The organism is Mycobacterium intermedium (assembly GCF_002086275.1).
Taxonomy (GTDB): domain Bacteria; phylum Actinomycetota; class Actinomycetes; order Mycobacteriales; family Mycobacteriaceae; genus Mycobacterium; species Mycobacterium intermedium.
The window spans coordinates 1-25,118 of record NZ_MVHT01000097.1 but is presented as its reverse complement, the minus strand read 5'-3'; the positions used below and the strand labels follow the sequence as shown (position 1 = coordinate 25,118).

14 protein-coding genes and 2 pseudogenes are annotated in these 25,118 nt (G+C 68.6%); 4 read left to right on the top strand and 12 right to left on the bottom strand.

Translation table 11 applies throughout. The features are described 5' to 3' along the window. The first annotated feature begins 200 nt into the window (after positions 1–200). Positions 201–1,126, top strand: a pseudogene (locus BST27_RS25385) (peptidylprolyl isomerase). A 206-nt stretch (positions 1,127–1,332) separates the two neighbouring features. After that, entirely contained in the window at positions 1,333–5,439 is a 4,107-nt protein-coding gene (locus tag BST27_RS25380; RefSeq protein ID WP_083148670.1) for a PE family protein, read from the top strand. 198 nt (positions 5,440–5,637) lie between these two features. Here BST27_RS25380 and BST27_RS25375 read toward each other — a convergent pair whose 3' ends face one another. The 6 genes from BST27_RS25375 to yajC form a co-directional block, all read right to left on the bottom strand. After that, positions 5,638–8,034, bottom strand: a complete 2,397-nt coding sequence (locus tag BST27_RS25375; RefSeq protein WP_069422187.1) for a RelA/SpoT family protein — start codon at positions 8,032–8,034, stop codon at positions 5,638–5,640. A gap of 42 nt (positions 8,035–8,076) precedes the next feature. Beyond that, positions 8,077–8,607, bottom strand: coding sequence for an adenine phosphoribosyltransferase (locus tag BST27_RS25370; RefSeq protein WP_069422174.1), 531 nt, complete (start codon positions 8,605–8,607; stop codon positions 8,077–8,079). Positions 8,608–8,646: 39 nt separating this feature from the next. Continuing rightward, the gene (locus BST27_RS25365) at positions 8,647–10,302 is read right to left on the bottom strand and encodes an ABC transporter substrate-binding protein (RefSeq protein WP_069422175.1); all 1,656 of its coding nucleotides are present in this window, start codon (positions 10,300–10,302) and stop codon (positions 8,647–8,649) included. 6 nt (positions 10,303–10,308) lie between these two features. Continuing rightward, positions 10,309–11,808: a protein translocase subunit SecF gene (gene secF, locus BST27_RS25360; RefSeq protein WP_079220085.1), complete on the bottom strand. Its 1,500-nt coding sequence runs from the start codon at positions 11,806–11,808 to the stop codon at positions 10,309–10,311. Between the two features lie 4 nt (positions 11,809–11,812). Next, complete coding sequence (gene secD / locus BST27_RS25355; protein WP_069422176.1) at positions 11,813–13,723, bottom strand: protein translocase subunit SecD; 1,911 nt, start codon at positions 13,721–13,723, stop codon at positions 11,813–11,815. A gap of 77 nt (positions 13,724–13,800) precedes the next feature. After that, complete coding sequence (gene yajC, locus BST27_RS25350) at positions 13,801–14,154, bottom strand: preprotein translocase subunit YajC (protein ID WP_069422177.1); 354 nt, start codon at positions 14,152–14,154, stop codon at positions 13,801–13,803. 323 nt (positions 14,155–14,477) lie between these two features. Here yajC and gabT point away from each other — a divergent pair, with 323 nt between their 5' ends. After that, positions 14,478–15,827 (top strand): 4-aminobutyrate--2-oxoglutarate transaminase, encoded by a 1,350-nt coding sequence (gabT, locus tag BST27_RS25345; protein WP_069422178.1) that lies wholly within the window; start codon positions 14,478–14,480, stop codon positions 15,825–15,827. A 196-nt stretch (positions 15,828–16,023) separates the two neighbouring features. Then, positions 16,024–19,539: a carboxylic acid reductase gene (car, locus tag BST27_RS25340; RefSeq protein WP_069422179.1), complete on the top strand. Its 3,516-nt coding sequence runs from the start codon at positions 16,024–16,026 to the stop codon at positions 19,537–19,539. A 76-nt stretch (positions 19,540–19,615) separates the two neighbouring features. Here car and BST27_RS25335 read toward each other — a convergent pair whose 3' ends face one another. The 6 genes and pseudogenes from BST27_RS25335 to BST27_RS34650 all read right to left on the bottom strand — a co-directional run. Continuing rightward, a complete protein-coding gene (locus tag BST27_RS25335; protein ID WP_069422180.1) occupies positions 19,616–20,356 on the bottom strand; it encodes a hypothetical protein in 741 nt (246 codons plus the stop codon). 110 nt (positions 20,357–20,466) lie between these two features. Then, positions 20,467–20,853, bottom strand: coding sequence for a DUF1304 domain-containing protein (locus BST27_RS25330; protein WP_069422181.1), 387 nt, complete (start codon positions 20,851–20,853; stop codon positions 20,467–20,469). A 17-nt stretch (positions 20,854–20,870) separates the two neighbouring features. Then, a complete protein-coding gene (gene ruvB, locus BST27_RS25325) occupies positions 20,871–21,908 on the bottom strand; it encodes a Holliday junction branch migration DNA helicase RuvB (protein ID WP_069422182.1) in 1,038 nt (345 codons plus the stop codon). After that, positions 21,905–22,498 carry a Holliday junction branch migration protein RuvA gene (gene ruvA / locus BST27_RS25320; protein ID WP_069422183.1) on the bottom strand — a complete coding sequence of 198 codons (594 nt, stop codon included), beginning with the start codon at positions 22,496–22,498 and terminating at the stop codon, positions 21,905–21,907. The genes ruvB and ruvA overlap by 4 nt, the downstream gene beginning before the upstream one ends. After that, positions 22,495–23,049 carry a crossover junction endodeoxyribonuclease RuvC gene (gene ruvC, locus BST27_RS25315; protein WP_069422184.1) on the bottom strand — a complete coding sequence of 185 codons (555 nt, stop codon included), beginning with the start codon at positions 23,047–23,049 and terminating at the stop codon, positions 22,495–22,497. The genes ruvA and ruvC overlap by 4 nt, the downstream gene beginning before the upstream one ends. Positions 23,050–23,136: 87 nt before the next feature. Continuing rightward, positions 23,137–25,092: pseudogene (locus BST27_RS34650) on the bottom strand (PE family protein); the annotation flags it as partial. Positions 25,093–25,118 lie beyond the last annotated feature (26 nt).

The window sequence follows — 25,118 nt, the reverse complement described above, 5'->3', positions numbered from 1 at the left end:
TTTCATCGTCCCTTCCAGCCCGACCTCGGGCCACAGGACTCTAAAACAAGCTGGACTCATTCACAGGGAACACGCCACCAGAACTCGCCGACGCGGCGAGGGCTGCGTTGCGGGCCCGACCCACTGCGCCGCCTCCCCCGCCGCCGCGTCCGGCGCGGCTTGGCGATGTACCGACCCAGCTGGCGCCGGCGCAGAGTGTGATGCCGGAAGTATCGCCACCGGCCAGCGGGCCGCCGCCGAACACGCCGCAACCCAGCGCACCGCAACCCAGCGCGGAGCAGCCCCATCCGCCCGCCCCTCAGCGCAAGCGCACGCTGCTGCTAACCGCGCTCGGGTCCGTCGCCGTGCTGGCCATCGCGGCGGGCATCTTCGCGGTGCTGGTGCTCCCGAACACGAAGAACGACACCACCTCGTCGCCGGGCAGTTCTGACGTGTCGGAGACCGACGCACCCGCAGACCACACATCCGCTGCGTCGGCGACACCCAGCGTGCCCCCGCTGCCGGCGTTCGCGGCACCGGCCAATCTCGGCGCGAACTGCCAGTACCCGGCCGCGGCGGAACCGGCCGCGAAACCAGCCAAACCGCCGCAGTCGGGCAAGGTCCCGACCGATCCCCCGCAGATCCCCGCCACCCTCAGCACCGACCATGGCGACATCGGACTGCAACTCGCCAACAACGAATCCCCGTGCACGGTGAACAGTTTCGTCAGCCTGGCTCAGCAGGGGTTCTTCGACAACACGTATTGCCACCGACTGACCGTCACGGCGACTCTTGGCGTGCTGCAGTGCGGTGATCCGAGGAGCGACGGCACCGGCGGACCGGGGTACGAGTTCGCCAACGAATACCCGACCGACCAGTACCAGGCCGACGATCCCGCTCTCAGTCAGCCGGTGCTGTATCCGCGCGGCACCCTGGCCATGGCCAACGCCGGACCCAACACCAACGGCAGTCAGTTCTTCCTGGTGTACAACGACTCCGAATTGCCGCCGGAGTACCCGGTTTTCGGCACGATCGACGAGGCGGGTCTGGAAATCATCCATGCGATCGCGCAGGCCGGCGTGGTGGATGGCGCCGAGGATGGGCAGCCGCCAGCACCGTCACGGTCAAGTCGGTGCGGTTACGTTAACTGGGACGCCAGGGGTCAGAGCGCGGTCTGCCCGTCACTGCCAGAGCAAACCCGGAAGTCGGGCACCGGTGGGCACCCGCCTCGAAATATGCCTGAAAGTCAGGTGTTTTATCTGAATTGCGCCCGCCACATGCGGCGCAATCCACCTCTTGGCTAATTTTATTGTCACCAGCGTCAAATTCAGCTTTCAGAGGGGGGGCTGATCTATGTCGTTCATGTTGGTGCTGCCCGAGTCAATAGCCACTGCGGCAACGGATCTGGCGAAGATACAGGCAACGATTACGGCCGCGAACGCGGCGGCCGCAGTCCACACGACGACTCTCCTGCCGGCGGCCGCCGACGAGGTATCCGCGGCCATCGCCACGCTCTTCGGCACACAGGCAAACGAGTATCAGGCGCTGAGCGCGCGGGTAGTGGCGTTCCACGACCAGTTCGCGCAAACTCTGTCCGCCACCGCGGCGTCTTATGCGCAGACCGAGGGGCTCAATGCGGAGTGGTTGCTCAACGCGGTGAATGCGCAAACCCAGGCCTGGTTCGGCCGGCCGCTGATCGGTGACGGCGCGGACGGAACGTTGCCGGGACAGGCGGGCGCGCCGGGAGGTTTGTTGTACGGCAACGGCGGTAACGGGATGGCCGGTGACGCCCCGGGAATTGCCGGCGGCGCCGGTGGCGCAGCGGGACTGATCGGCAGGGGCGGTAACGGCGGTGCCGGTGGTGCGGGCGCGGTCGGTGGCGCGGGCGGCAACGGCGGATGGTTGCTGGGCAACGGCGGCAATGGCGGCAGCGGCGGGACGGGCGGCGCCGGCGGTAATGCCGGGCTGTTGGGCAACGGCGGCGCGGGCGGCGCCGGAATCGGCGGCGGGGCAGGCGGTGTCGGCGGCAACGGCGGGGTGCTGTTCGGCCACGGCGGTGGCGGCGGCAGCACCGCGGCGGCAGGCGTGGCCGGGGGGGTCGGCGGTCGGGCCTGGCTGTTCGGCAACGGCGGGGTCGGTGGCGCGGGCGGTGCCGGGGCCGCGGGCGTCACCGGCGGCGCCGGTGGTAGCGGCGGCCAGGGTGGATGGATCTACGGGGACGGCGGTTCCGGCGGCAGCGGCGGGGCCGCCGGGGGGACCGGCGGTGCGGGCGGTCAGGCCGGTTTGTTCGGCACCGGCGGCACCGGCGGCGCCGGCGGGATCGGCGACTCAGGTGTCGACGGCGGCGCAGGCGGGACAGGCGGTCTGGGTGGATTGCTGTTCGGCCAAGGCGGCGTCGGCGGTATCGGCGGCACCGCTGCCGGCCCGGGCTTGTCCGGCGGGGTTGGCGGCAACGGAGGCCGGGCAGGCCTGATCGGCACTGGCGGCGCGGGCGGGGCCGGGGGCAACGGCTCCGCCGGTGCCGACGGCGCGTCGGCCATCGCCCCAACGGATCCGTCGACGTCGGGCGGCAACGGCGGCAACGGCGGTGCCGGCGGAGCGGGCGGTGACGGCGGTGCCGGTGGCGCTGGCGGACTGCTGCTGGGCAATGGTGGAGTGGGCGGCAACGGCGGCATGGGCGGCGTCGGCGGCGACGGCGGCGCGGGCGCCAACGGCAGTCACGCCTCGAACTTCGAGGCCGTCGCGGGAAACGGCGGTGACGGCGGCAACGGCGGAGCCGGCGGTAACGGCGGAGCGGGTGGTAACGGCGGGGCCGGGGGCGCCAGCGGCCTGTTAGGCCACGCAGGCTACGACGGCCGCGGCGGACACGGCGGCGTCGGCGGTGCCGGTGGGGCACCTGGTGACGGCGGGAACGGTGGAGTCTCGACCGTCTTTGGCGGCAACGGCGGGAACGGCGGAAACGGCGGCGATCCCGGCGCCGGAGGACTGGGCGGCGCAGGGGGCACGGGAATCACCCCCGGCCTGGCGGGTGCGGCCGGTAGTACCCCGACAAGCGGCGGAAACGGCGGACACGGCGGACACGGCATGCCGGGGATCTTCCTAACCCCGGGCCAATCAGGCGGCAATGGCGGAAACGGCGGTAACGGCGGGCTGGTCGGCAATGGCGGAAACGGCGGAAACGGCGGAAACGGCTCCGATGGAACAAGTTTCTTCTTTGGACCCGGCGTTGACGGAGGTGCCGGAGGCCACGGCGGGGCCGGTGGGGCAGGTGGAGCACTGGGGGGTGACGGCGGAAACGGCGGTAATGGCGGCGTTGGCGGCAGAGGCGGCAACGGCGCAAACGGAACAGACGGTCTGGACGCCACCGCATCCGGCGGCCAGGGTGGCGATGGCACCAACGGCCAGAATGGCAGGGCCGGCGGAAACGGCGGGAACGGCGGAGCCGGCGGCGCGGCACCGGCGGGCAAGGCCGGAATGCAGGGCGCGGGCGGAGCCGGTGGCGACGGAGGCACTGGCGGAGTCGGCGGCAACGGCGGCAGAGGCGGGGATGGCTTCGCCGGCAGTGCCGGTGGGAACGGCGGCAAAGGCGGCGATCCAGGTCAAGGCGGAGCCGGCGGCATCGGGGGTCAAGGGTCGACGCATGGCGAGAACGGCGCGAAGGGCGCCATGCCTACCAGCGGCGGCAACGGCGGCGACGGGGGCCGCGGAGGCGACGGCTTCCTCTTGGGCGGAAACCCCAATGGCGGAAACGGCGGGAACGGCGGAAACGGCGGGCTGGTTGGCAACGGCGGTAGGGGCGGTGACGGCGGAAACGGCAGCACCGGCAGCCCTGGATTGCCCGGAATAGGCGATGGCGCAAACGGTCAGGCGGGCAGTGTCGGCGGTTCCGGCGGCCATGGCGGAGCCGGTGGTTCGGGCGGTGCCCTTGCCGGCGACGGCGGCGACGGGGGGAACGGCGGCAGAGGTGGCACGGGCGGCACCGGAGGCCAAGGCAGCAACGGCGCCGACGCCACCGAGCTCGGCGCCCACGGTCAAGCCGGCGGCAATGGTGGTAAAGGCGGCAAGGGCGGTGCCGGCGGCAACGGCGGAGCCGGTGGCGCCGCGCCGGCAGGTAAGGCTGGCACCTGGGGCGCGGGCGGCGACGGTGGCGCCGGCGGGACCAGCGGAGCCGGCGGCAATGGCGGCAACGGTGCAGCCGGAACGATGAGCGTCAACAACGGCATCGGCGGCAACGGAGGCAACGGCGGCGACCCCGGAATGGGTGGCGAGGGCGGCCTCGGCGGTTCGGGTTCCAAGCAGGGCAACACCGGTGCGACCGGCGCCATCGCCAGCAGCGGCGGCAACGGCGGGAACGGCGGAAAGGGCGCGGACGCCACCACCCCCGGCGGCACCGGCGCGGCCGGCGGCAACGGCGGCGACGGCGGCCTCGTCGGCAACGGCGGCAAGGGCGGCACCGGCGGTGCCGGCGGCCAGGGCAGCAGCGGAGCTGCGGGGGCGGTCGGCGGAACGGGCGGCACCGGCGGGGTGGGAGGCGCCGGCGGTAAAGGAGGTTCGTGGGCCGGCAACGGTGGCGATGGCGGCACCGGCGGCGTCGGTGGCACCGGCGGCACGGGTGGCGTCGGCAGCACGGGCAGCAACGGCGTATCACCCAGTGAGGGCTCCGGCGGGAGCGGCGGTGCCGGCGGGATCGGCGCGACGGGTGGCACCGGCGGCACCGGCGGCGCCGGCGGTGCCGGCGGCACAGCCGTTGCCGGACAGGCCGGCAAACAGGGCGCCGGCGGTGCCGGCGGGACCGGCGGGACCGGCGGCACGGGCGGCACCGGCGGCAACGGCGGCAACGGCGCTGTTCCCACCATCAACGATCCAAAGGCCGGTAACGGCGGCAAGGGAGGCTCCGGCGGCGACGGCGGGTTCGGCGGTGCCGGCGGTGCCGGCGGTCAGGGCTCCACTACCGGCGCTACCGGCGCCACGGGCGCTCGCGGTAACGGCGGCAACGGCGGCAACGGCGGGAACGGCGGCAACGGCGACCTCTTCAACGGAGCTGCCGGCAGTGGCGGCGACGGCGGCACGGGCGGCCAAGGCAGCACCGGCGGGAACGGCGGCAAGGGCGGCGACGGCGGCACCTCCGACAGCGGCCATGTGGGCGGCACGGGCGGCTGGGGCGGAAGCGGCGGCCTCGGCCTCGTGGGTAAAGGCGGCAACGGCGGCAACGGCGGCAACGGCGGTAGCGGGGGTACCGGCGGCCAGGGCGCTGCGGGCCTATTCGGCGGTCCGGGCGGCTCCGGCGGAGATGGTGGGAACGGCGGACAGGGCGGCGGTACCTGGAACCCCCAGGGCAATTACGTCGCGGGGCTCTCCGGCACGTCCGGTGGCGACGGCGGCCCTCCCACTGGGTCCGGCGCCATCTTCGGTGGCAGCGGCGGTAAAGGCGGGCTCGGCGGTCTCGGCGCTTTGTTCTAGCCCGTCCGTAAGCGTCTCTAGGCGTGCTCTAGGCGGCTCCTATGCTGCCGATGTCACCCCATACACGTCTAAATTTGCAGCGCTACATAAAGGTTTGACCGTCGCTGCCGTCGGCACCGATGAAGTCCACGACGTTGATTTGGACCGACCCACCCACGCCCGAGTCCGGTGGGTAGCCACAGCAAACTCAGGCGGCTCCTACGCCGCAGAAGTCACCCGATACACGTCGTATACGCCCTCGACGTTGCGCACCACGTTGAGCAGGTGACCCAGATGCTTGGGGTCACCCATCTCGAAGGTGAACCGGCTGATGGCAACTCGGTCACCGGACGTCGTCACCGATGCGGACAGAATGTTGACCTTCTCGTCGGCCAGGACGCGCGTCACATCCGAGAGCAACCGGTGCCGGTCCAGCGCCTCGACCTGGATTGCCACCAGGAACACCGACGAGGGTGACGGCGCCCAGAGCACCTCGATGATGCGCTCGGCCTGCTGCTGCAACGACGCGGCGTTGGTGCAGTCGGTGCGGTGCACGCTCACTCCCCCGCCGCGGGTGACGAAACCCATGATCTGGTCACCGGGTACGGGGGTGCAGCACTTGGCCAGCTTGGTCAGCACACCCGGGGCGCCCGGGACCGCGACGCCGACGTCTTCGGTGCTGCGTGGCCGGCGCGGCATGGTCGCCGGCGTGGACCGTTCGGCCAGTTCCTCTTCGGCTTGGTCGATTCCGCCGAGCTCGGCCAGCAGCCGCTGCACGACATGGCGGGCCGACACGTGTCCCTCACCGATCGCGGTGTACAGCGCCGAGACGTCGGTGTAGTGCAGTTCCCGCGCCACCGCACTCATGGAGTCCGCACTCACCAAGCGCTGCAACGGAAGTCCGCCGCGCCGGACCTCACGGGCCATGGCTTCCTTGCCGGCTTCCAGCGCTTCCTCGCGCCGCTCCTTGGCGAACCACTGCCGGATCTTCGTCTTCGCTCGCGGCGACACCACGAACTGTTGCCAGTCCCGCGAGGGGCCGGCGTTGGGCGCCTTGGACGTGAAAACCTCGACGACTTCCCCGTTTTCCAGCTTGCGTTCCAGCGCCACCAACCGGCCGTTGACCCTGGCGCCGATGCAGCGGTGACCCACCTCGGTGTGCACCGCGTAGGCGAAGTCCACCGGCGTGGAACCCGTCGGCAAAGTGTAGACGTCACCCTTGGGCGAGAACACGAAAATCTCTTGCACCGCAAGGTCGTAACGCAGCGACTCCAGGAACTCGCCGGGATCGGCCGCCTCCCGTTGCCAGTCGAGCAGTTGGCGCATCCAGGCCATGTCGTCGATTTCGGCTGCCGCGTGCGGATGCGGAACGCCGTTGCGGCCCTTGGTTTCCTTGTAGCGCCAGTGCGCGGCGATGCCGAATTCGGCCGTGTTGTGCATGTCGTTGGTGCGGATTTGCACTTCCAGCGGCTTGCCTTCGGGCCCGACAACCGTGGTGTGCAGCGACTGGTACACGCCGTACCGGGGCTGGGCGATGTAGTCCTTGAACCGTCCCGCCATCGGCTGCCACAGCGAGTGGACAACGCCGACGGCGGCATAGCAGTCCCGGATCTCGTCGCACAGGATGCGGATGCCAACGAGGTCGTGGATGTCGTCGAAGTCGCGGCCCTTGACGATCATCTTCTGGTAGATCGACCAGTAATGCTTCGGGCGGCCCTCGACGACGGCCTTGATCTTGGACGCGTTCAGGGTGGCGGTGATCTCGGCGCGTACCTTGGCGAGGTAGGTGTCCCGGGACGGGGCCCGGCCGGCGACCAGCCGCACGATCTCCTCGTACTTCTTGGGGTGCAGGATCGCGAACGACAAGTCTTCCAGTTCCCACTTGACGCTGGCCATCCCCAGCCGATGCGCCAGCGGCGCAATGACTTCCAGCGTTTCGCGGGCCTTGCGCGCCTGCTTCTCCGGGGGCAGGAACCGCATCGTGCGCATGTTGTGCAGGCGGTCGGCCACCTTGATCACCAGCACCCGGGGGTCGCGGGCCATCGCGGTGATCATCTTGCGGATGGTTTCGCCTTCGGCGGCGCTACCCAGTACGACGCGGTCCAACTTGGTCACCCCGTCGACAAGATGGCCCACCTCCTCGCCGAACTCCTCCGACAGGGCTTCCAGGGTGTAGCCGGTGTCTTCGACGGTGTCGTGCAGCAGCGCGGCGATCAAGGTGGTGGTGTCCATGCCCAGCTCAGCCAGGATGTTGGCGACGGCCAGCGGGTGGGTGATGTAGGGATCACCGCTGTGCCGCAGCTGACTGGCGTGCCGTTGCTCGGCCACCTCGTAGGCCCGCTGCAACATCGACAGATCCGCTTTGGGGTAGATCTCCCGGTGCACGGCTACCAGCGGCTCCAGCACGGGATTGATGCCGCTGTTGCGGGCGGTCATCCGGCGAGCCAGCCGCGCCCGAACCCGACGGGACGCGCTGCTGGTGGTCTTGAGTGTTTCTACCGGCGGTTCCGGCGTCTCGACGACCGGCGCCGCTTCCGGGGGCGCCGCTTCCGCATCGGGCAGCACCAAATCTGCTGGCGACGCAACAGCTTGCGTTGCGCTTGGGTTATCCGCCACGGTCGTCACCTCCGACCTTGAGGATATCGCTTCGCGGCGGGCTCAGGCGTAGCTCAAACTTTGAACCGCCAACGGCGCAATGGCTTCGCGACCGCCGAGCGCCGGAAGTTCCACCAACACGGCCGCCCCGGTCACGTTCATCCCGGCGCGCGTCAACAACCGCGCCGCCGCGCTCAGGGTTCCGCCGGTGGCCAGCACGTCGTCGATGATCACGATGCTGCGATCCTGCAGGTCGAGGCCGTCGGCCGGGATTTCTATGGCCGCGGGGCCGTACTCCCGGACATAGTCCTCGCCGATCACCGGCGGCGGTAGCTTGCCACGCTTGCGGATGGACAACACGCCGCAATTGAGCCGGACGGCAGCGGCCGCAGCCACCAGTGAACCCCGGGACTCGATCCCGGCCACGAGGTCGGCACCGGAAGCAATTTCGGCGAGCGCGTCGACGACCGTCGCGAAGCCGTCCCGATCGGCGAACAGCGGGGTGAGGTCTTTGAACTGGACTCCCGGCTCCGGAAAGTCTGCGACGTCCCTGGTCAGGGATGCGATCAACTGGGCAACGGGCGGAGAACTCATTCACGACCTCACGAGGCGTCATAGCGGCAACTGGTCGGCTCACTGGGTAAGAGACCAGCGGTCCATGTTCCACCCGGCGCCCCATCGAGTCGGGTTTTTGCTCACTGCGTACATCTTTTTCGACATCAGCAAAATCCGCTGCTGACGATACAACGGCAACGTGGGCAGGTCGGTCCAGAGAATCGGCGCCCCCTCGGCGAGCAACCGGATCCGTTCGCCGGGGTCGGCGGAGACGGCCAGTGCGCCGATGATCCCGTCGACCTGGGGGTTTGCGTACCCGGAGAGGTTGTTGCCATTGCCGCCGTGCAGGGCGTACGCGTCCACCAGCGACGACCCGCTCGATCCGCTGCCACTGGCCCCCCCGGTGCTGGACAGCAACACGTCAATCTTGCCTTCCCGTAGAGCCTGTGGCCCGGGGATATCCAGAGTCACGTCGGAGATGGTGATACCGGCGGGGGCGCAGGACTTCGCGATGGTGCCGATGGTGGCCGCCAGGCGTGCATTGGGTCCATGGAAGCCGATCCGGACCGTCAGCGGCGCTCCGCCCAGCGCATCGCGGGCGGCGGCCGCATCACCCTTGTTGAACGGTGCGGCCTGCGCGGCCCCGTCGGCCTCGGCGATGGGATCCTCGGTGGCCGGATTGAGCCGCGAATTGGCGATTGCCGTTCCGGCGTCCCGGGCGATCGCCTCCCGCGGGATGCACAGCGACAGTGCGCGGCGATTGCGGACGTCGAACAGCGGACCCTTCGGCGCGAAGATCAACTGCATGATCCCCGCCGAGGGCGAGTCGGTGCGTTGATAGTTGTCCGGCGTTGCCAGCGCACCCGAGGATCCGGCCGCGATATCGACCACGTCGACGCTGCGGTTGTTGACCCGGTCCTGGATGTCGACGCCCAGCGGCCGCACGGTGATCCGCTTGGTGACGGGCTTGGCGCCCCACCAGCGGTCGTTGGCGACGAGCACCACCGAACCGCCCGGCAGGACGGACTCGACCTTGTACGGCCCCGACGACGGGAAGCGTTTGAGGTCAGCGCCCGGTTTCAGGTCCCACGTCGAATTCCACAGTCGCGCAATGTTTTCCACCACGGGACCGTTGTTGTCCAGCAGTGCCTTGGTGACGTCGGTGCCGAGCAGGTCGGAGAGCACGTGTGACGGCATCAGCGATGTCGCCGTGAACAACTGGGTGTAGTCGACGAAACCGCGATCCGGGATGAACGAGACCCGGGCCTTGCGCTGACCCGGCGTGCAGTCGATGTTGGCGATGTCGAGGTAGCCGGCCTGTGTGGCGGCATCGAAACCGGGAAAGCGGCCGGACTGGGCGGCCCAGGCCAGCACGAGATCGTCGCAGGTTATCGGCTTGCCGTCGGAGTACACGGCGTTGTCGGCGATCTGATAATCCAGCACCAGCGGCGAACCGCCCACCACCGAGACGGTGCCGAAGTCGCGGTCGGCAACCACCTGCCCGTCGGGCCCGTGGTAGGTGAAGCCGGTGAGGGTACGGGCGAACGCCTGCGCTCCCGCCGACGCCGCGCCGATGACGGTGTTGACGTTGTAGGTCGGCAGCGCGCCATCGACTACATAGTCGATCTTGGCCGCCGTGCCGCCCGAACAGGCGGTCAACGAGGAGCCTGCGACGAGCGCTGCCGCAAGTCCGATGATGCGACACCACAACGTCGTCCGCCGCGCGGTGACCATCGGCGACTACCGCCGGGCGCTTCTCTTGCCGGTGGGACGACGGGTACCGGTCGGTCGCACCGGCCGCGCGCCCGGGGCCGGTTTGTTGGTTGCCGGTTTGGTGGCCGTGTCCGGCTGTGCTCCCGCCACCGCGGCCACCTCGGTGGGGGCCCCAGATTCCGTGTCCTGGTCCGCGATGTCGCTGTCGGCGGCGTCGTCGGTCGCCCGCGACCCCGCCGTGCGGCGCCGGTTGACCCGTCGGGTGTGGGTGCGCACCAGCTCGGTGCGCTCCCGCAGGGTGACCAGCAGCGGTGTGGCAAAGAAGATCGACGAGTAGGTGCCGACGATGATGCCGATCAACTGCACCAGCGCCAAGTCCTTCAGGGTGCCGACCCCGAGCAGCCACACCGCCACCACCATCAGCGCCAGCACCGGCAGTACCGAGATCAGGCTGGTGTTGATGGAGCGCATGAACGTCTGGTTGATCGCCAGGTTGGCCTGCTCGGCATAGGTCCGCCGGGTGGTGTGCTGGAAGCCGTGGGTGTTTTCTTCGACCTTGTCGAACACGATCACGGTGTCGTAGATGGAGAACCCGAGGATCGTCAGCAGCCCGATCACCGTCGCGGGCGTTACCTCAAAACCGACCAGGGCATACACCCCGGCGGTGACCGCGATGTCGAAGAACATGGCCGCGAGCGCCGCGATGGTCATGTACCGCTCGTAACGCACGGTGATGTAGAGGCCACACAGCACCAGGAACACCACCAGGGCGATTACCGCCTTCTTGGTGATCTGATCTCCCCAGGTGGCGGACACCGCCGCGTCGCTGATGACCTTCTTGCTGGGCTGGCCGTCGGCACCCTTGGGCTTGAACGCCTCAAACAAGGCGTCACGCAGCTTTTCCGTCTGCTCGTTGGTCAGCGTTTCCGAACGGATCTGCACGGTCGCCGCGGCCCCCTTGCCGACCGTCACCACAGCGTCGGGGTCCTTACCGATGGTCTTGTTGAAGACGTCCTCGACCTGATCCACCTGGATGATGCCGGACTCGCCCGCGGCGGGCAGTGACACCGTGGTGCCGCCCTCGAAGTCGATCCCCAAGGTGAACCCGCGAATGATCATGGCCAGGATGGCGATGGCGACGATGCCGCCACTGATGCCGTACCAGAGCTTGCGCTTTCCCACCACCTCGAACGCGCCGGTTCCGGTGTAAAGGCGATTCAGGAAGCTGTGCTGGGGCGGTTTGGCGTCGGGGCTGGCGGCACCGTCGGTCAGGCGCACCGCGACCGTGGGCGCTTCGGAGGCTTCAGGGGCTTCAGGGGCTTCGGCGGCGCCGTCGTCAGCCTTGACGGTCTTTGAACCTGCCTTGGCCTTCGAGGTGTCGCGCGACTTGCCTGCTGGCGCCTTGGTTGCGCCGCTCTTGCGACTGCTGGGCCGCACAGGTTTTGCCGTTGACTTCTGCGGTTCGGCGTCAGAGGTCAACTCCTCCGCATCCTGCGCCAGCCCCTTCTCGTTGCGATCGGAAGCCATGTGGTTATCCCCGTCCTGTCTTCGCGGCACCCGCTTGACTTCGGCGTTCGCGGGCCACCTGCTGAACAGCTCCCAGGCCGTTGTAGGCCGGCTTGGCCATCCTCGGCGACTTCGAGGCCAGGTACACCAGTGGCCATGTCACCAGGAACACCACGACGAGGTCCAGGATCGTGGTCAGGCCCAAGGTGAAAGCAAATCCCTTCACCTGGCCGATCGCCAGGAAGTAGAGCACCGCGGCGGCCAGGAAGGTCACGGCGTTGCCAGACACGATCGTCTTGCGGGCTCGCGACCAACCCCGTGGCACCGCCGAACGGAACGAACGGCCTTCGCGGATTTCGTCTTTGATGCGTTCGAAGAACACCACAAACGAGTCGGCGGTGGTGCCGATACCGATGATCAGACCCGCTATGCCCGCGAGGTCCAGGGTGTAGTTGATGACTCTGCCCAGCAACACCAGGATTGCGAAAACCATCGCGCCGGAAGCTACCAGCGACAAGGCGGTGAGCAGGCCCAGTACTCGGTAGTACAGCAGCGAGTACAGCAGCACCAGCAGCAACCCGATCGCACCGGCGATCAGACCGGCCCGCAGCGACTGCAGGCCCAGCGTCGCCGAGACGGTTTGGGCTTCCGACGATTCGAAGGACAGCGGCAGCGACCCGTATTTGAGGACGTTGGCGAGCTGGCGCGCGGCCGCCGCGGTGAACGGCGGCTCTCCCCCGCTGATCTGGGTCCTGCCGCCGGGGATGGCTTCATTGATGACCGGGGCGCTGACGACCTGCGAGTCCAGGGTGAACGCCGTCTGCGTTCCGACGTGAGCGGCGGTGTAGTCGGCCCAGGTGTTCGCCGCCGGCCCCTTGAACTGAAGATCGACGACGTAGCCGATGCTGCGTTGGTCCATGCCCGAGGAGGCGTCTTTGATCTGGTCGCCGCTGATGATCGACGGCGCCAGCAGATAAGCGGTCTTGTGGTCGGTGGAGCAGGTCACCAGGGGCAGGTTCGGGTCGTCATTGCCGGCCAGGATGTCCTTTTCCTTGCAGCGCAGGGATTGGTATTGCAAGGCCATCATCTGCAAGTACTGGTTGGTGCTCTGGCGCCACTTCTTTTCTTGCGCGATGCGTTCGGCGAGATCCTTGCGTGGATCCGGCGGCCCGGGCTGATCGGGCGGCGGCACCTCCGCCGGCGAGGGCTGAGCAGACGTCGGGGCCGGTGACCCCGGCGCGGGTGAAGAAGGGGCAGGCGACGCCGGCGCCGGAGACGCAGGCGCCTGCGAAGTCGGGCTGGGTTTCGGACTCGGGGCAGGCGAGGGCGCCGGGTCCTGCGGGAACGGCCGCGGCTGGGGTCTGGGGCTCGGTGCCGGCGGCTGGCCGGGCGCCGGCGAACCCGGCGCCGGGGACTGACCAGGCGCAGGCGACTGGCCGGGCGCGGGTGGCTGACCAGGTGCGGGCGAACCGGGGGCCGGCGGTTGTCCGGGCGCGGGCGAATTCGCCGGCGGGGTCTCGCCTGGCTGGGGCCCCTCATTGGGCTCTTCCGTCGCCGCCGGTACGGCCTGGATCACCGGACGGATGTACAGACGTGCGGTCTGTCCGAGATTTCGGGCCTCGTTGCCGTCGTTGCCCGGCACCGTGATGACCAGGTTGTCACCGTCGACGACCACCTCAGAGCCCGAAACCCCGAGCCCGTTGACCCGCGCGCTGATGATTTGCTGCGCCTGCGCCAGCGCCTCCCGGCTCGGCGCCGAACCGTCCGGCGTGCGGGCGGTCAACGTGACGCGGGTGCCACCCTGCAGGTCAATGCCCAGCTTCGGAGCCGCACGACCGTCCCCGGTGAAGAAAACCAGCAGGTAGACGCCGACCAGCATGAACGCGAATACCGACAGGTAGCGGGCAGGATGGACCGGCGCCGAAGTCGATGCCACGTTCCAACGTCTCCTTGAAAATCGATCTCGCCCGGGTGCGAGCCTCTAAAAGCCTCTGCAAAGACTACGTGCCGTAATTAGGCATCTTTCGCAACGCGGGTCTCGTCCGCGGTGTCGTCATCCTCAGCGGCGGTTGCATCCACGTCTTCGTCGTCGAATTCCGCGTCGTCATCCGGCAGGATCTTGTCGCGAATAGCAAGCTTCATCCACGTCGTGACGACGCCTGGCGCGATCTCCAGGTCGACGGTGTCGTCGGTGATGGCGACGATGTTGGCCTCGAGTCCGGACGTCGTGTGGACCCGATCACCCACTTCCAGCGACTCGTGCAGGTCGATGGTGGCCTGCAAGGCGCGTCGCTGCCGACGCGACCCAATGAATACAAACACCCCCATGATGATCACGAAGGGCAACATCAAGGCCAAAGCATCCATCGAACACGCCTGTCTTTCGTATCGGTATTGCTCGGTGCGCCGGGGTCGGCGTCAGTCCGTCCCGTTGGTCGCGCACCTCGTCGGGGGCTTGCGCCCGTTGTCCAGTCTGGCAGGCCGCGGATTGCGGCCCGGCGGCAGCGTTCGCCACGCGACGCGGCACACCGTCGGACGCGGGGCAAATGCTATCGAGCGCATGGGCCCCGAGTTCGCTCAGTGGCCAGGGTATTCACATCGAAATCCCACGCGAACGCCTCCCGAGCGGGGCACCGGATCAGGTTAGGCTTGTTCCGCGACGTGACCGCCGCGCCGCGAAAGGAGGATTCGTGGCCAGCCTCGAGCAGAGTCGGAAATTGGTCACGGAAATCCCGGGTCCCGCCTCGCTGGAGCTCAACAAGCGCCGGACCGCCGCGGTGTCCCACGGTGTCGGGGTTACCCTTCCGGTCTTCGCGGTGCGGGCTGGTGGCGGCATTCTCGAAGACGCCGACGGCAACCGATTGATCGACCTGGGCTCGGGCATCGCGGTGACCACGATCGGCAACTCGTCCCCACGGGTGGTGGACGCGGTACGTGCACAAGTCGCCGAGTTCACCCACGCCTGCTTCATGGTGACGCCGTACGAGCAGTACGTGGCCGTGGCCGAACAGCTCAACCGCATCACCCCCGGCGACGGCGAAAAGCGCTCGGTGTTGTTCAACTCCGGAGCCGAAGCGGTTGAGAACGCGGTGAAGATCGCGCGCTCCTACACCCGCAAACCCGCCGTGATCGCGTTCGACCACGCCTACCACGGCCGCACCAACCTGACGATGGCGTTGACCGCCAAGTCGATGCCGTACAAGAGCGGCTTCGGTCCGTTCGCGCCGGAGATCTACCGGGCACCGATCTCCTACCCCTATCGAGACGGCCTCATCGACAAGGAATTGGCCACCGACGGCGAGAAGGCCGCCGCCCGTGCCATCAGCGTCATCGACAAGCAAGTCGGCGCGCAGAACCTGGCGGCCGTGGTCATCGAGCCGATTCAGGGCGAAGGCGGCTTCATCGTTCCAGCCGAGGGGTTCTTGCCGGCATTGGTTACGTGGTGCCGCGAGAACAACGTGGTGTTCATCGCCGACGAGGTGCAAACCGGGTTTGCGCGCACGGGAGCTTGGTTCGCCTGCGAGCACGAAGGCCCCAATGGCATCCAGCCCGACTTGATCTGCACCGCCAAAGGCATCGCCGACGGACTGCCGCTGTCGGCGGTCACCGGCCGCGCCGAGATCATGGATGCCCCGCACACCAGTGGCGTCGGCGGCACCTTCGGCGGCAACCCTGTTGCCTGTGCGGCCGCGTTGGCCACTATCGAAACCATCGAGCAGGACGGGCTGATCGAGCGAGCCCAGCAGATCGAACGGCTGCTCATCGAGCCGCTGCTGCGCGCGCAGGCCGCGGACGATCGGATCGGCGACGTCCGGGGGCGAGGCGCGATGATCGCCATCGAACTGGTGAAGTCCGGGACCGCCGAACCCGACCCGGCGCTGACCCTGAAACTGGCCAACTCCGCGCACGCGGCCGGTGTCATCGTGTTGACCTGCGGCATGTTCGGCAACGTCATCAGGCTGCTGCCGCCGCTGACCATCAGCGACGAGCTGTTGACCGAAGGCCTTGAGGTGCTGACGGGGATTCTGTCCGAGCTCTGACGCGTCGCAGGTCTCGTCGCTGGGGTTGCCGTCGGGACCGCCGCGGCGCCACTCGAACAACGACGGGTGGCGCAATTCACAGCCACCTCGCAGCGGTCCGTCATTGTGGAATATCTTTACTTTAGCTAACGTTCTATCTATCAGCGCAGCGTTGCGCCCTAATTTTCTAATTTTCTGTATTCCAAGGGGATTCGTCATGTCGACTACTACCCGCGAAGAGCGGCTCGCCCGCCGCATAGAGGACCTTTACGCAAACGACCCCCAGTTCGCCGCCGCCAAGCCGGACGCGGAGATCGCGCAGGCGGTCGACCAGCCCGGGCTGGGATTGACAGAGATCATCGAAACCGTCATGCGTGGCTACGCGGACCGACCCGCGCTCGGCCAGCGGGCTGTCCAACTCATCACCGACCCTGAGACAGGCCGCACTTCAGCGCACTTGCTGACCCACTTCGACACCATCACCTACGGCGAACTGTGGGAGCGCACCGGAGCCCTGAGCAACGCGTTGTCCGCCACCGTCCGTCCGGGCGACCGCGTTTGCGTGCTGGGCTTCAGCAGCGTCGACTACACCACCGTCGACCTCGCACTGAGCCGCTTGGGTGCGGTGTCCGTGCCGCTGCAAACCAGCGCCGCGATCGCCGGACTGCGGCCGATCGTCACCGAAACCGAGCCCACTGTGGTCGCCGCGAGCATCGACAATCTCGCCGACGCCGTCGAACTGGTGCTGACGAGTGGTCACACACCTGATGCGCTGGTCGTGTTCGACTACCGTCCCGAGGTCGACGAGCAGCGCGAAGCCGTCGAGGCCGCACGGGCGCGGTTGGCCGGTATCCCGGTCGAGCCGCTGGCCGAGGTCATCGAGCGCGGCCGGACACTGCCCGCCGCCGCACCGACCGTCGCCGACGACAGTGACGACCCCCTGGCACTGCTGATCTACACCTCCGGCAGCACCGGCGCACCCAAGGGCGCGATGTACCCCCAGAGCCGGGTGCTCAACTTCTGGCGCAAGTCGAGCGCATGGTTCGTCTCGGCCGACGAGCCCTCGATCACGCTCAACTTCATGCCGATGAGCCACGTGATGGGTCGGCAGATCCTGTTCGGAACACTCTGTGCCGGCGGCACAGCGTATTTCGTGGCCAAGAGCGACCTCTCGACGCTGCTCGAGGATCTCGCTCTGGTGCGCCCGACCGAGCTGAACTTCGTGCCGCGCGTCTGGACCATGCTGTTCGAGGAGTTCCAGAGCGAGGTTGATCGGCGCTCACTCAACGGCGAGGACCGGGCGGAAGTCGAAACCCAGGTGCTGACCGAGATGCGCGAGGACGTGCTCGGCGGCCGCTTCGTGGTGGCGCTGACCGGCTCGGCTCCCATCTCCGCCGAGATGAAGGTGTGGGTCGAGTCGCTGCTCGGCGACCTGCACTTGGTGGAAGGTTATGGCTCCACCGAGGCCGGAATGGTGCTGATCGACGACGAGATCCGGCGGCCCACGGTGATCGACTACAAGCTGGTCGATGTTCCCGAATTGGGCTACTTCCTGACCGACCAGCCCCACCCGCGCGGCGAGCTGTTGGTCAAGACGCAGAGCCTGTTCCCCGGCTACTACAAGCGGCCGGAAGTCACCGCCAGCGTTTTCGACGAGGACGGCTTCTACCGCACCGGCGACATCATGGCCCAGGTCGGCCCGGACCGCTTCGTTTACCTGGACCGCCGCAACTTCGTGCTCAAGTTGTCCCAGGGCGAGTTCGTCACCGTGTCGAAGCTCGAGCCGCTGTTCGGCGACAGCCCGCTGGTTCGGCAGGTTTTCGTCTACGGCAACAGCGCCCGCGCCTACCTGCTCGCGGTCATCGTGCCCACCGAGGAGGCGTTGGCCCGGTTCGACTCCGTCGAGCTCAAGCAGGCGATCAGCGACTCGCTGCAGGACGTCGCCAAGGCGCATGGTCTGCAGTCCTACGAGATCCCCCGCGACTTCATCATCGAGACCACCCCGTGGACGCTGGAAAACGGTCTGCTCACCGGCATCCGCAAGCTCGCGCGTCCGCAGTTGAAGCAGCACTACGGCGAGCGGCTTGAGCAGCTCTACCAAGAGCTGGCCGAGAGCCAGGCAAACGAGCTGCGCAACCTGCGTCAGCACGGCGCCGACGGACCCGTCTTGGAGACGCTGTGCCGGGCGGCCGGCGCGTTGCTCGGAACCGCGGCCGCTGACCTGAATCCGGAAGCCCACTTCACCGACCTGGGCGGCGACTCTCTCTCGGCGCTGTCGTTCGCCAACCTGCTGCACGAGATCTTCGACGTCGACGTCCCGGTGGGTGTGATCGTCAGCCCGGCCAACGACCTGCAGGGCCTGGCCCGCTACATCGAAACCGAGCGGCAGCCTGGATCGAAGCGGCCGACGTTCGCCTCGGTGCATGGTCGGGACGCCGTCGAGGTGCACGCCGGCGATCTCACCCTGGACAAGTTCATCGACGCCGCCACCCTGGCGGCGGCTCCGAACCTGCCGGGACCCAGCGAGCAGGTCCGCACCGTTCTGCTCACCGGTGCCACCGGTTTCCTGGGTCGCTACCTGGCCTTGGAATGGCTGGAGCGGATGGATCTCGTCGACGGCAAGGTCGTCTGCCTGGTGCGGGCCAAGAGTGACGAAGAGGCGCGGGCCCGCCTGGACAACACGTTCGACAGCGGAGACCCGACCCTCCTGGCGCACTACCGGGAGTTGGCGGCCGATCACCTCGAGGTGCTGGCGGGCGACAAGGGCGAAGCCGACCTCGGTCTGGACCGACCGACGTGGCAGCGGTTGGCCGACACGGTCGATCTGATCGTCGACCCCGCGGCGCTGGTCAACCACGTGCTGCCGTACAGCCAGCTGTTCGGCCCCAACGCGCTGGGCACCGCGGAGCTGATCCGGCTGGCGCTGACCAGCAAGCAGAAGCCCTTCACCTACACCTCGACGATCGCCGTGGGCAGCGGTATCAAGCCGTCGGAGTTCACCGAGGACGCCGACATCCGCGTGGTCAGCGCCACCCGTCAGATCGACGACAGCTACGCCAACGGCTATGGCAACAGCAAGTGGGCGGGCGAGGTGCTACTGCGCGAGGCCCACGACCTGTGCGGTCTGCCGGTTGCGGTGTTCCGGTGCGACATGATCCTGGCCGACACCACCTACGCCGGTCAGCTCAACGTGCCGGACATGTTCACCCGGCTCATCCTGAGCCTGGTGGCCACCGGGATCGCGCCCGACTCGTTCTACGAGCTGGACTCCGAGGGCAATCGGCAGCGTGCGCACTATGACGGGTTGCCGGTCGAGTTCATCGCCGAAGCGGTGTCGACCTTGGGGGCCCAGAGTTCCGGCGGGTTCCACACCTACCACGTGATGAACCCGTACGACGACGGCATCGGCCTGGACGAATTCGTCGACTGGCTGATTGACCCGGACGTCGCCGGTTGCCCGATCCGGCGGATCGCCGACTATGGCGAGTGGTTGCAGCGGTTCGAGACGAGTCTGCGGGGCCTGCCCGAACGCCAGCGTCACGCCTCTTTGTTGCCGCTGCTGCACAACTACCAGAAGCCGGAAGCGCCGGTCCGCGGCTCCATCGCACCCACCGACCGGTTCCGAGCCGCGGTGCAGGACGCGAAGATCGGTCCCGAAAAGGACATTCCGCACATCACCCCGCCGATCATCGCCAAGTACGTCAGCGACCTGCGGCTGCTCGGCTTGCTCTAACTCTGCAACGCACCGATCGCCAACCCTCGCGGTTGGCGACCGGTGTTTGCGATCCGCCGTGCTTGTCGGCTACGGCTTACGGCGCGTGGCCGACGTGCGTCGCGGGCCGGTGTCGACGGAAGAAGCCGCCACCCTTGGGTTGTGGCTCGTCGGCGTCAGGAGCCGCGTCAGTTGCTACGCGCTGTTGTCCGCGCGGAGTCGTCTGCATTTCAGACTCCGCCGGGGTCGACGCCGTCGAGGCGTAGGGCTGTTGGGCGTAGGGCTGCTGGGCGTACGGCTGCTGGGTCGTCGGTGCGGACTCGATGTGCTCGGTCGTTGAGGTCTCGACGGGCTGAACGACCGGCTCGACGTCACGCGCCAACCGAGCAGCCGTCCGCGCCAATGCCGCCCCGGCCAGGAACGCGATCAGCGTTCCGAGGCCGGTGAAGTACGCCAACTCGAGCGCGGCGCGCTTGCGGTCGGTGACGGCGACGGGGTCGCCCACGGAACCCAGCTGCAGGAGCGGGGCAACCGTGGTGCCGACGACAAACCAGGCGCCGCCCAGGGCTGCCAGCCAGCCGCCGAGCATCGCACTGGCCCGGTTGCGGGATGCGATCAGCAGCAGGCCACCGACGACGGTGGCTACGCCTGGCAGTACCTCAAGCCAGCCGCGGGCCGCGGTCCAGGATTGGCCGGGAGTGTAGGCGAAATCGAAGTTGGGGCCGACGAAGGGAATCAACGCTCCCCACGCGCCCAAGATGACAAGTAGTAATCCGGTGACCGCGCCGCGGGACCGTGGCATGCGCGTCCGGGCGGGGCGGGTATCTGTGCGCTTCATGACGAACGGATACCCGAGGGTTTGGCCGGGTAAGCAATCGCGTGACAGATGGGGCTAATGAGGCGTAACGAGTATGAATTCTGGCCGCCATCTCGGCGGCGACCAAGCCCTCAGCCGGTGAGTCCGACCACCAGGAGCACGACGGCCAGCGCCGGAAAGGCGCCCTGGGTCAACGCGGCCCGGGCCTTGTCCCGAGCCGAGATCAGCAGCACCACTGCGGCCGCGGCCATGGAGCCGACACCCGCCAGGATGAGCGCGGCGCCCACTCCCTTATGCCCAGTGAGCAGCACCGCAATGCCGATCCCGGTAATGATCGCCAGAAACAGGTTGTAGAAGCCCTGGTTGAAAGCCAGCAGCTTGGTAGTTTCGGCCTCCTCCAGCGTGGTGCCGAATGTTGCGCGCGTCCGCGGCGAAGTCCAGGTCAACGACTCCATGACGAAGATGTACACGTGCAAGACCGCGGCGAGTCCGGCGAAAACCAAGGCGGCGGTGACCATCGTTCCTCCTAGTCGAACTAGTCGAACAACCCTTGCTGCATGACCCCGGCGGGCGGAGTCATCCCAAGATGGGTCCAGGCCAGCGCCGTCGCCACCCGGCCGCGAGGGGTACGGGCGACCATACCGGCGCGCACCAGGAACGGCTCGCACACCTCTTCCACCGTCGCGGCCTCCTCGCCGACCGCCACGGCCAGCGTCGAGACCCCGACCGGTCCGCCCCCGAAGCTGCGGGTCAGCGCCGACAACACCGCGCGGTCCAGCCGGTCCAGCCCCAGCTCGTCGACGTCGTAGACCTCAAGTGCGGCCTTGGCCACGTCGCGGGTGATGACGCCGTCCGCACGCACCTCGGCGAAGTCGCGGACGCGGCGCAAAAGCCGGTTGGCAATTCGGGGCGTTCCCCGCGAGCGCCGTGCGATCTCCGCGCCGGCCTCCACCCCGAGTTCGATGCCGAGGATGCCGGCGGATCGGGCCAGCACCCGCTCCAGCTCGGCGGGCTCGTAGAAATCCATGTGTGCGGTGAAGCCGAAGCGGTCGCGCAGCGGGCCGGTCAGGGCACCGGACCGGGTGGTCGCCCCGACCAGGGTGAATGGCGCGATTTCCAGCGGGATCGAGGTCGCTCCGGGCCCTTTGCCCACGACGACGTCGACCCGGAAGTCCTCCATCGCCAAATAAAGCATCTCCTCGGCGGGCCGGGCGATCCGATGAATCTCGTCGATGAACAGCACGTCGTGCTCGACGAGGTTGGACAGCATCGCGGCCAGGTCACCGGCACGTTCCAGCGCAGGTCCGGACGTCACCCGAAGCGAGGACCCGAGCTCGGCGGCGATGATCATCGCCAACGACGTCTTGCCCAGTCCCGGCGGACCGGACAGCAGAATGTGGTCCGGTGTGCCGCCCCGGTTTTTGGCTCCCTCGATGACCAGCTGCAGCTGCTCACGCACCCGGGGCTGGCCGATGAACTCCTGCAGCGAGCGCGGTCGCAAACTGACGTCGATGTCTCCCTCGCCGACGGTCAGGGCCGGTGAGACATCGCGTTCGGGGTGCTCGTCACTCATTTCGACTTACCCAACAACGACAGGGCGGCCCGCAGCGCGCTCGATGTCGTTGCGTCATGATCCGCGGCCAGCACCTTGTCGGTGGCCTCCTCGGCTTGCTTGGCCGCGAACCCGAGGCCGACCAGGGCTTCCACGACCGGGCTACGCACCGCATGACCATTTGTCGCGGCTGCGCCCGCGGTAGTGGCGACGGGACCGACCTTGTCACGCAGTTCCAGAACCATCCGCTCGGCGCCGCGCTTGCCGATGCCGGGCACCCTGGTCAAAGCGACGACATCGCCGTCGGCAAGCGCCTGACGCAATGCGGCGGCGTCGTGCACGGCCAGGGTCGCCATCGCCAACCGGGGGCCCACCCCGGAAACCGACAGCAGGGTCAGGAACAGATCGCGGGTTTCGGTGTCGACGAATCCGTACAGCGTCATCGAATCCTCGCGCACGATCATCGCGGTAATCAGCCGGGCTTCCGTTCCCTGCCGCAACGTAGCCAGTGTCGATGGTGTCGCGTTGACCCGGTAGCCAACGCCGGACGCTTCGATCACCACGTGATCGAGCGCCACCTCGAGCACCTCACCTCGAACCGAAGCAATCATCGCCCCGCCTTCAACTTTGCCAAATATGCCCTGCGCTGCTCGGCGGCCTTGGCCTCGGCCGCGGCCATGCGGGCGAGCATCGGGGCGCGCCAACAGTGACAAATGGCCAGGGCGAGCGCGTCGGCCGCATCCGCCGGCGTCGGTTTGGCCTGCAGCGCAAGAATTCTGGTGACCATCGCGGTGACTTGCGCCTTGTCCGCGGCCCCGTTGCCGGTGACCGCGGCTTTCACCTCGGTCGGGGTATGGAAATGCACGTCGATGTCGCGTTTCGCGGCCGCAAGGGCGATCACTCCCCCGGCTTGCGCGGTGCCCATCACGGTCATCAGGTTCACCTGGGAGAACACCCGCTCGATCGCCAGCACATCGGGATGGTGGGTGTCGAGCCAATGTTCGACGGCATCGCTGATGGTCAGCAACCGCTTGGCCAGCGGCGCCTCCGAAGGTGTACGCACCACATCGACGTCGAGCGCCGTGATCTGGCGACCGCGACCGCTCTCTACGAGCGACAGCCCGCATCGCGTCAACCCGGGATCTACACCCATCACCCGCACCGCATGCTCCCACAATCGCTTCCGAACAGTTGTTCGATAGCCTAGCGGGCGGGTGCGACACCCGCGAGCAGGACACGCGGTGACGGGTCAGGCTGGGCGGCCAGGGCTTCCGCTGCCAAGCAGGCCGCCACCGGCGGGTAAGCCTCCAGTTCCACCCGACCCGCCGACCGCCCCGCCATTGCCTCCCGCATTGGCCTGTGCATTGTCGTGCCCGCCCGTGCCACCGGCCTGACCGACAGCTGGGTTACCGGCGGCGTACCCGCCTCCGGCCTCGAGTGCGCCGCCGCCACCACCGCCACCAATGCCACCGCTACCGGTGGCACCGCTGCCGCCAGGCAGCAGGGGATCTCCGCCCGAAGCGCCGCCGCCGTTGCCGCCCGTTCCGGCGACACCACCCGGCAGGGCGGCCCCGCCGCCGCCACCACCGCCGCCACCCACAGCGTTGTTGAGGAAGGCTGACCCGCCGCCGCCGCCAGCGCCGCCGCCGCCGCCTTGGCCACCGGCGGTATCGGTGGTCGTGCCACCGGCACCGCCCGTACCGCCTTGACCGCCTTCCCCGGTGGACATCAGTCCGTTGTTGATGAGCGCGGTGCCGCCGGTCCCGCCGGTGCCGCCGGTGCCACCGGCGCCGCCAATACCGACAGTGCCCAGACCGCTGCCGGCGTTGCCGCCCTTGCCGCCGGCACCGCCGCCACCGCCGCCACCGCCCTGCACCCCGTTGCCCGATGCGAAGGTCTCGTTGCCGCCGCCGCCGTTACCGCCATTGCCGCCGAGACCGCCAGCACCGCCATTGCCGTTTGCGCCGGTGCTGGAGTTACCACCCGCACCGCCGACCCCGCCGTCGCCGCCGCTACCACCTTGGCCGGCTACGTTGCTTGCGTTACCAGTGGAGGCGGCACCGCCGGCGCCACCCTGGCCACCGCCGCCGCCGGTACCGCCCAGACCGCCGTTGCCACCGTCGGTAGCCGCGCCGCCAGCACCGGCCGCGCCGCCGGCACCACCGTCACCGCCGAGGCCACCAGTGCTTCCAGGACCTACACCGACACCCGCCGCTCCGTTGCCGCCGCCGCCACCCTTACCGCCGTTGCCGCCTTGGCCGCCATCACCGCCGCCCACGCCGCCGATACCAGCCCCGCCGGCACCCCCGGCGCCGCCCACGCCACCAGTGCCACCGTTGCTTCCAGCGCCGCCGCTGCCGGTTCCCGCAGCACCCTGTCCGCCGACGCCGCCCACGCCGCCCGTGCCGCCGGTACCGCCTACGTTGCCGGTCCCGGCCGACAACAGAGCGCCGCCCGCGCCGCCGGTACCACCGGCACCACCGTTGGCGTTGGCGCCGCCCGCACCACCAGCTCCGCCATCACCGCCGTCACCGCCGTCACCGCCCAGCGTGCCGCCGTTGCCACCGGCACCGCCGGTGCCGCCGACGCCACCAGCAACACCATCGGCGCCGGCGCGGCCCGACCCCCCGGTGCCGCCCTTACCGCCATCGCCCAGGTTCCCGCCGTTACCGCCTTTACCACCGGCCCTGCCATTACCGTCGCCGGTGACATTGCCCGAGGCACCATCACCACCCGCGCCACCGTGGCCCCCAGCCACCCGCACACCGTCCGCACCATCGATGCCTGGGGTCAAACCGGCCCCGGCCTGCCCACCCTTACCAGCTACACCGGTGTCACCGCCGTTGCCGCCGGCACCACCAACACCACCATTGACGCTAGGGGTACCGGCAGCACCCTTGCCGCCATCACCGGCCTGGCCACTATCACCCCCATGCCCGCCATTACCACCCACACCTTGGCTGCCCGAGGCGGCCTGAGCCGCCCCACCAGCCCCACCATTGCCGCCATTGCCGCCAGCACCGCTGGCACCACCGTTGGTCCCGTTGGCCCCGGCCGTGGTCGCGTTGAAGCCCTTGCCCCCATCACCACCGGCAGCACCATTACCACCATTGCCGCCAGCACCGCCGTTACCGGCCAGCACTCCGCCCGTACCGCCATCACCCCCGGTACCCCCCGAACCCCCGCTAGTGCCAGCTGTCCCGTTCTGTGTCCCGCTCGCGCCATTCACAC

What these genes read in the sequence shown, in the direction of transcription:
- BST27_RS25335 (WP_069422180.1), bottom strand. Translation starts at nt 20,356, where the DNA reads ATGAAGCGCACAGATACCCGCCCCGCCCGGACGCGCATGCCACGGTCC.
- BST27_RS25330 (WP_069422181.1), bottom strand. Translation starts at nt 20,853, where the DNA reads ATGGTCACCGCCGCCTTGGTTTTCGCCGGACTCGCCGCGGTCTTGCAC.
- BST27_RS25380 (WP_083148670.1), top strand. Translation starts at nt 1,333, where the DNA reads ATGTCGTTCATGTTGGTGCTGCCCGAGTCAATAGCCACTGCGGCAACG.
- ruvB (WP_069422182.1), bottom strand. Translation starts at nt 21,908, where the DNA reads ATGAGTGACGAGCACCCCGAACGCGATGTCTCACCGGCCCTGACCGTC.
- BST27_RS25370 (WP_069422174.1), bottom strand. Translation starts at nt 8,607, where the DNA reads ATGAGTTCTCCGCCCGTTGCCCAGTTGATCGCATCCCTGACCAGGGAC.
- BST27_RS25365 (WP_069422175.1), bottom strand. Translation starts at nt 10,302, where the DNA reads ATGGTCACCGCGCGGCGGACGACGTTGTGGTGTCGCATCATCGGACTT.
- yajC (WP_069422177.1), bottom strand. Translation starts at nt 14,154, where the DNA reads ATGGATGCTTTGGCCTTGATGTTGCCCTTCGTGATCATCATGGGGGTG.
- ruvA (WP_069422183.1), bottom strand. Translation starts at nt 22,498, where the DNA reads ATGATTGCTTCGGTTCGAGGTGAGGTGCTCGAGGTGGCGCTCGATCAC.
- secF (WP_079220085.1), bottom strand. Translation starts at nt 11,808, where the DNA reads ATGGCTTCCGATCGCAACGAGAAGGGGCTGGCGCAGGATGCGGAGGAG.
- car (WP_069422179.1), top strand. Translation starts at nt 16,024, where the DNA reads ATGTCGACTACTACCCGCGAAGAGCGGCTCGCCCGCCGCATAGAGGAC.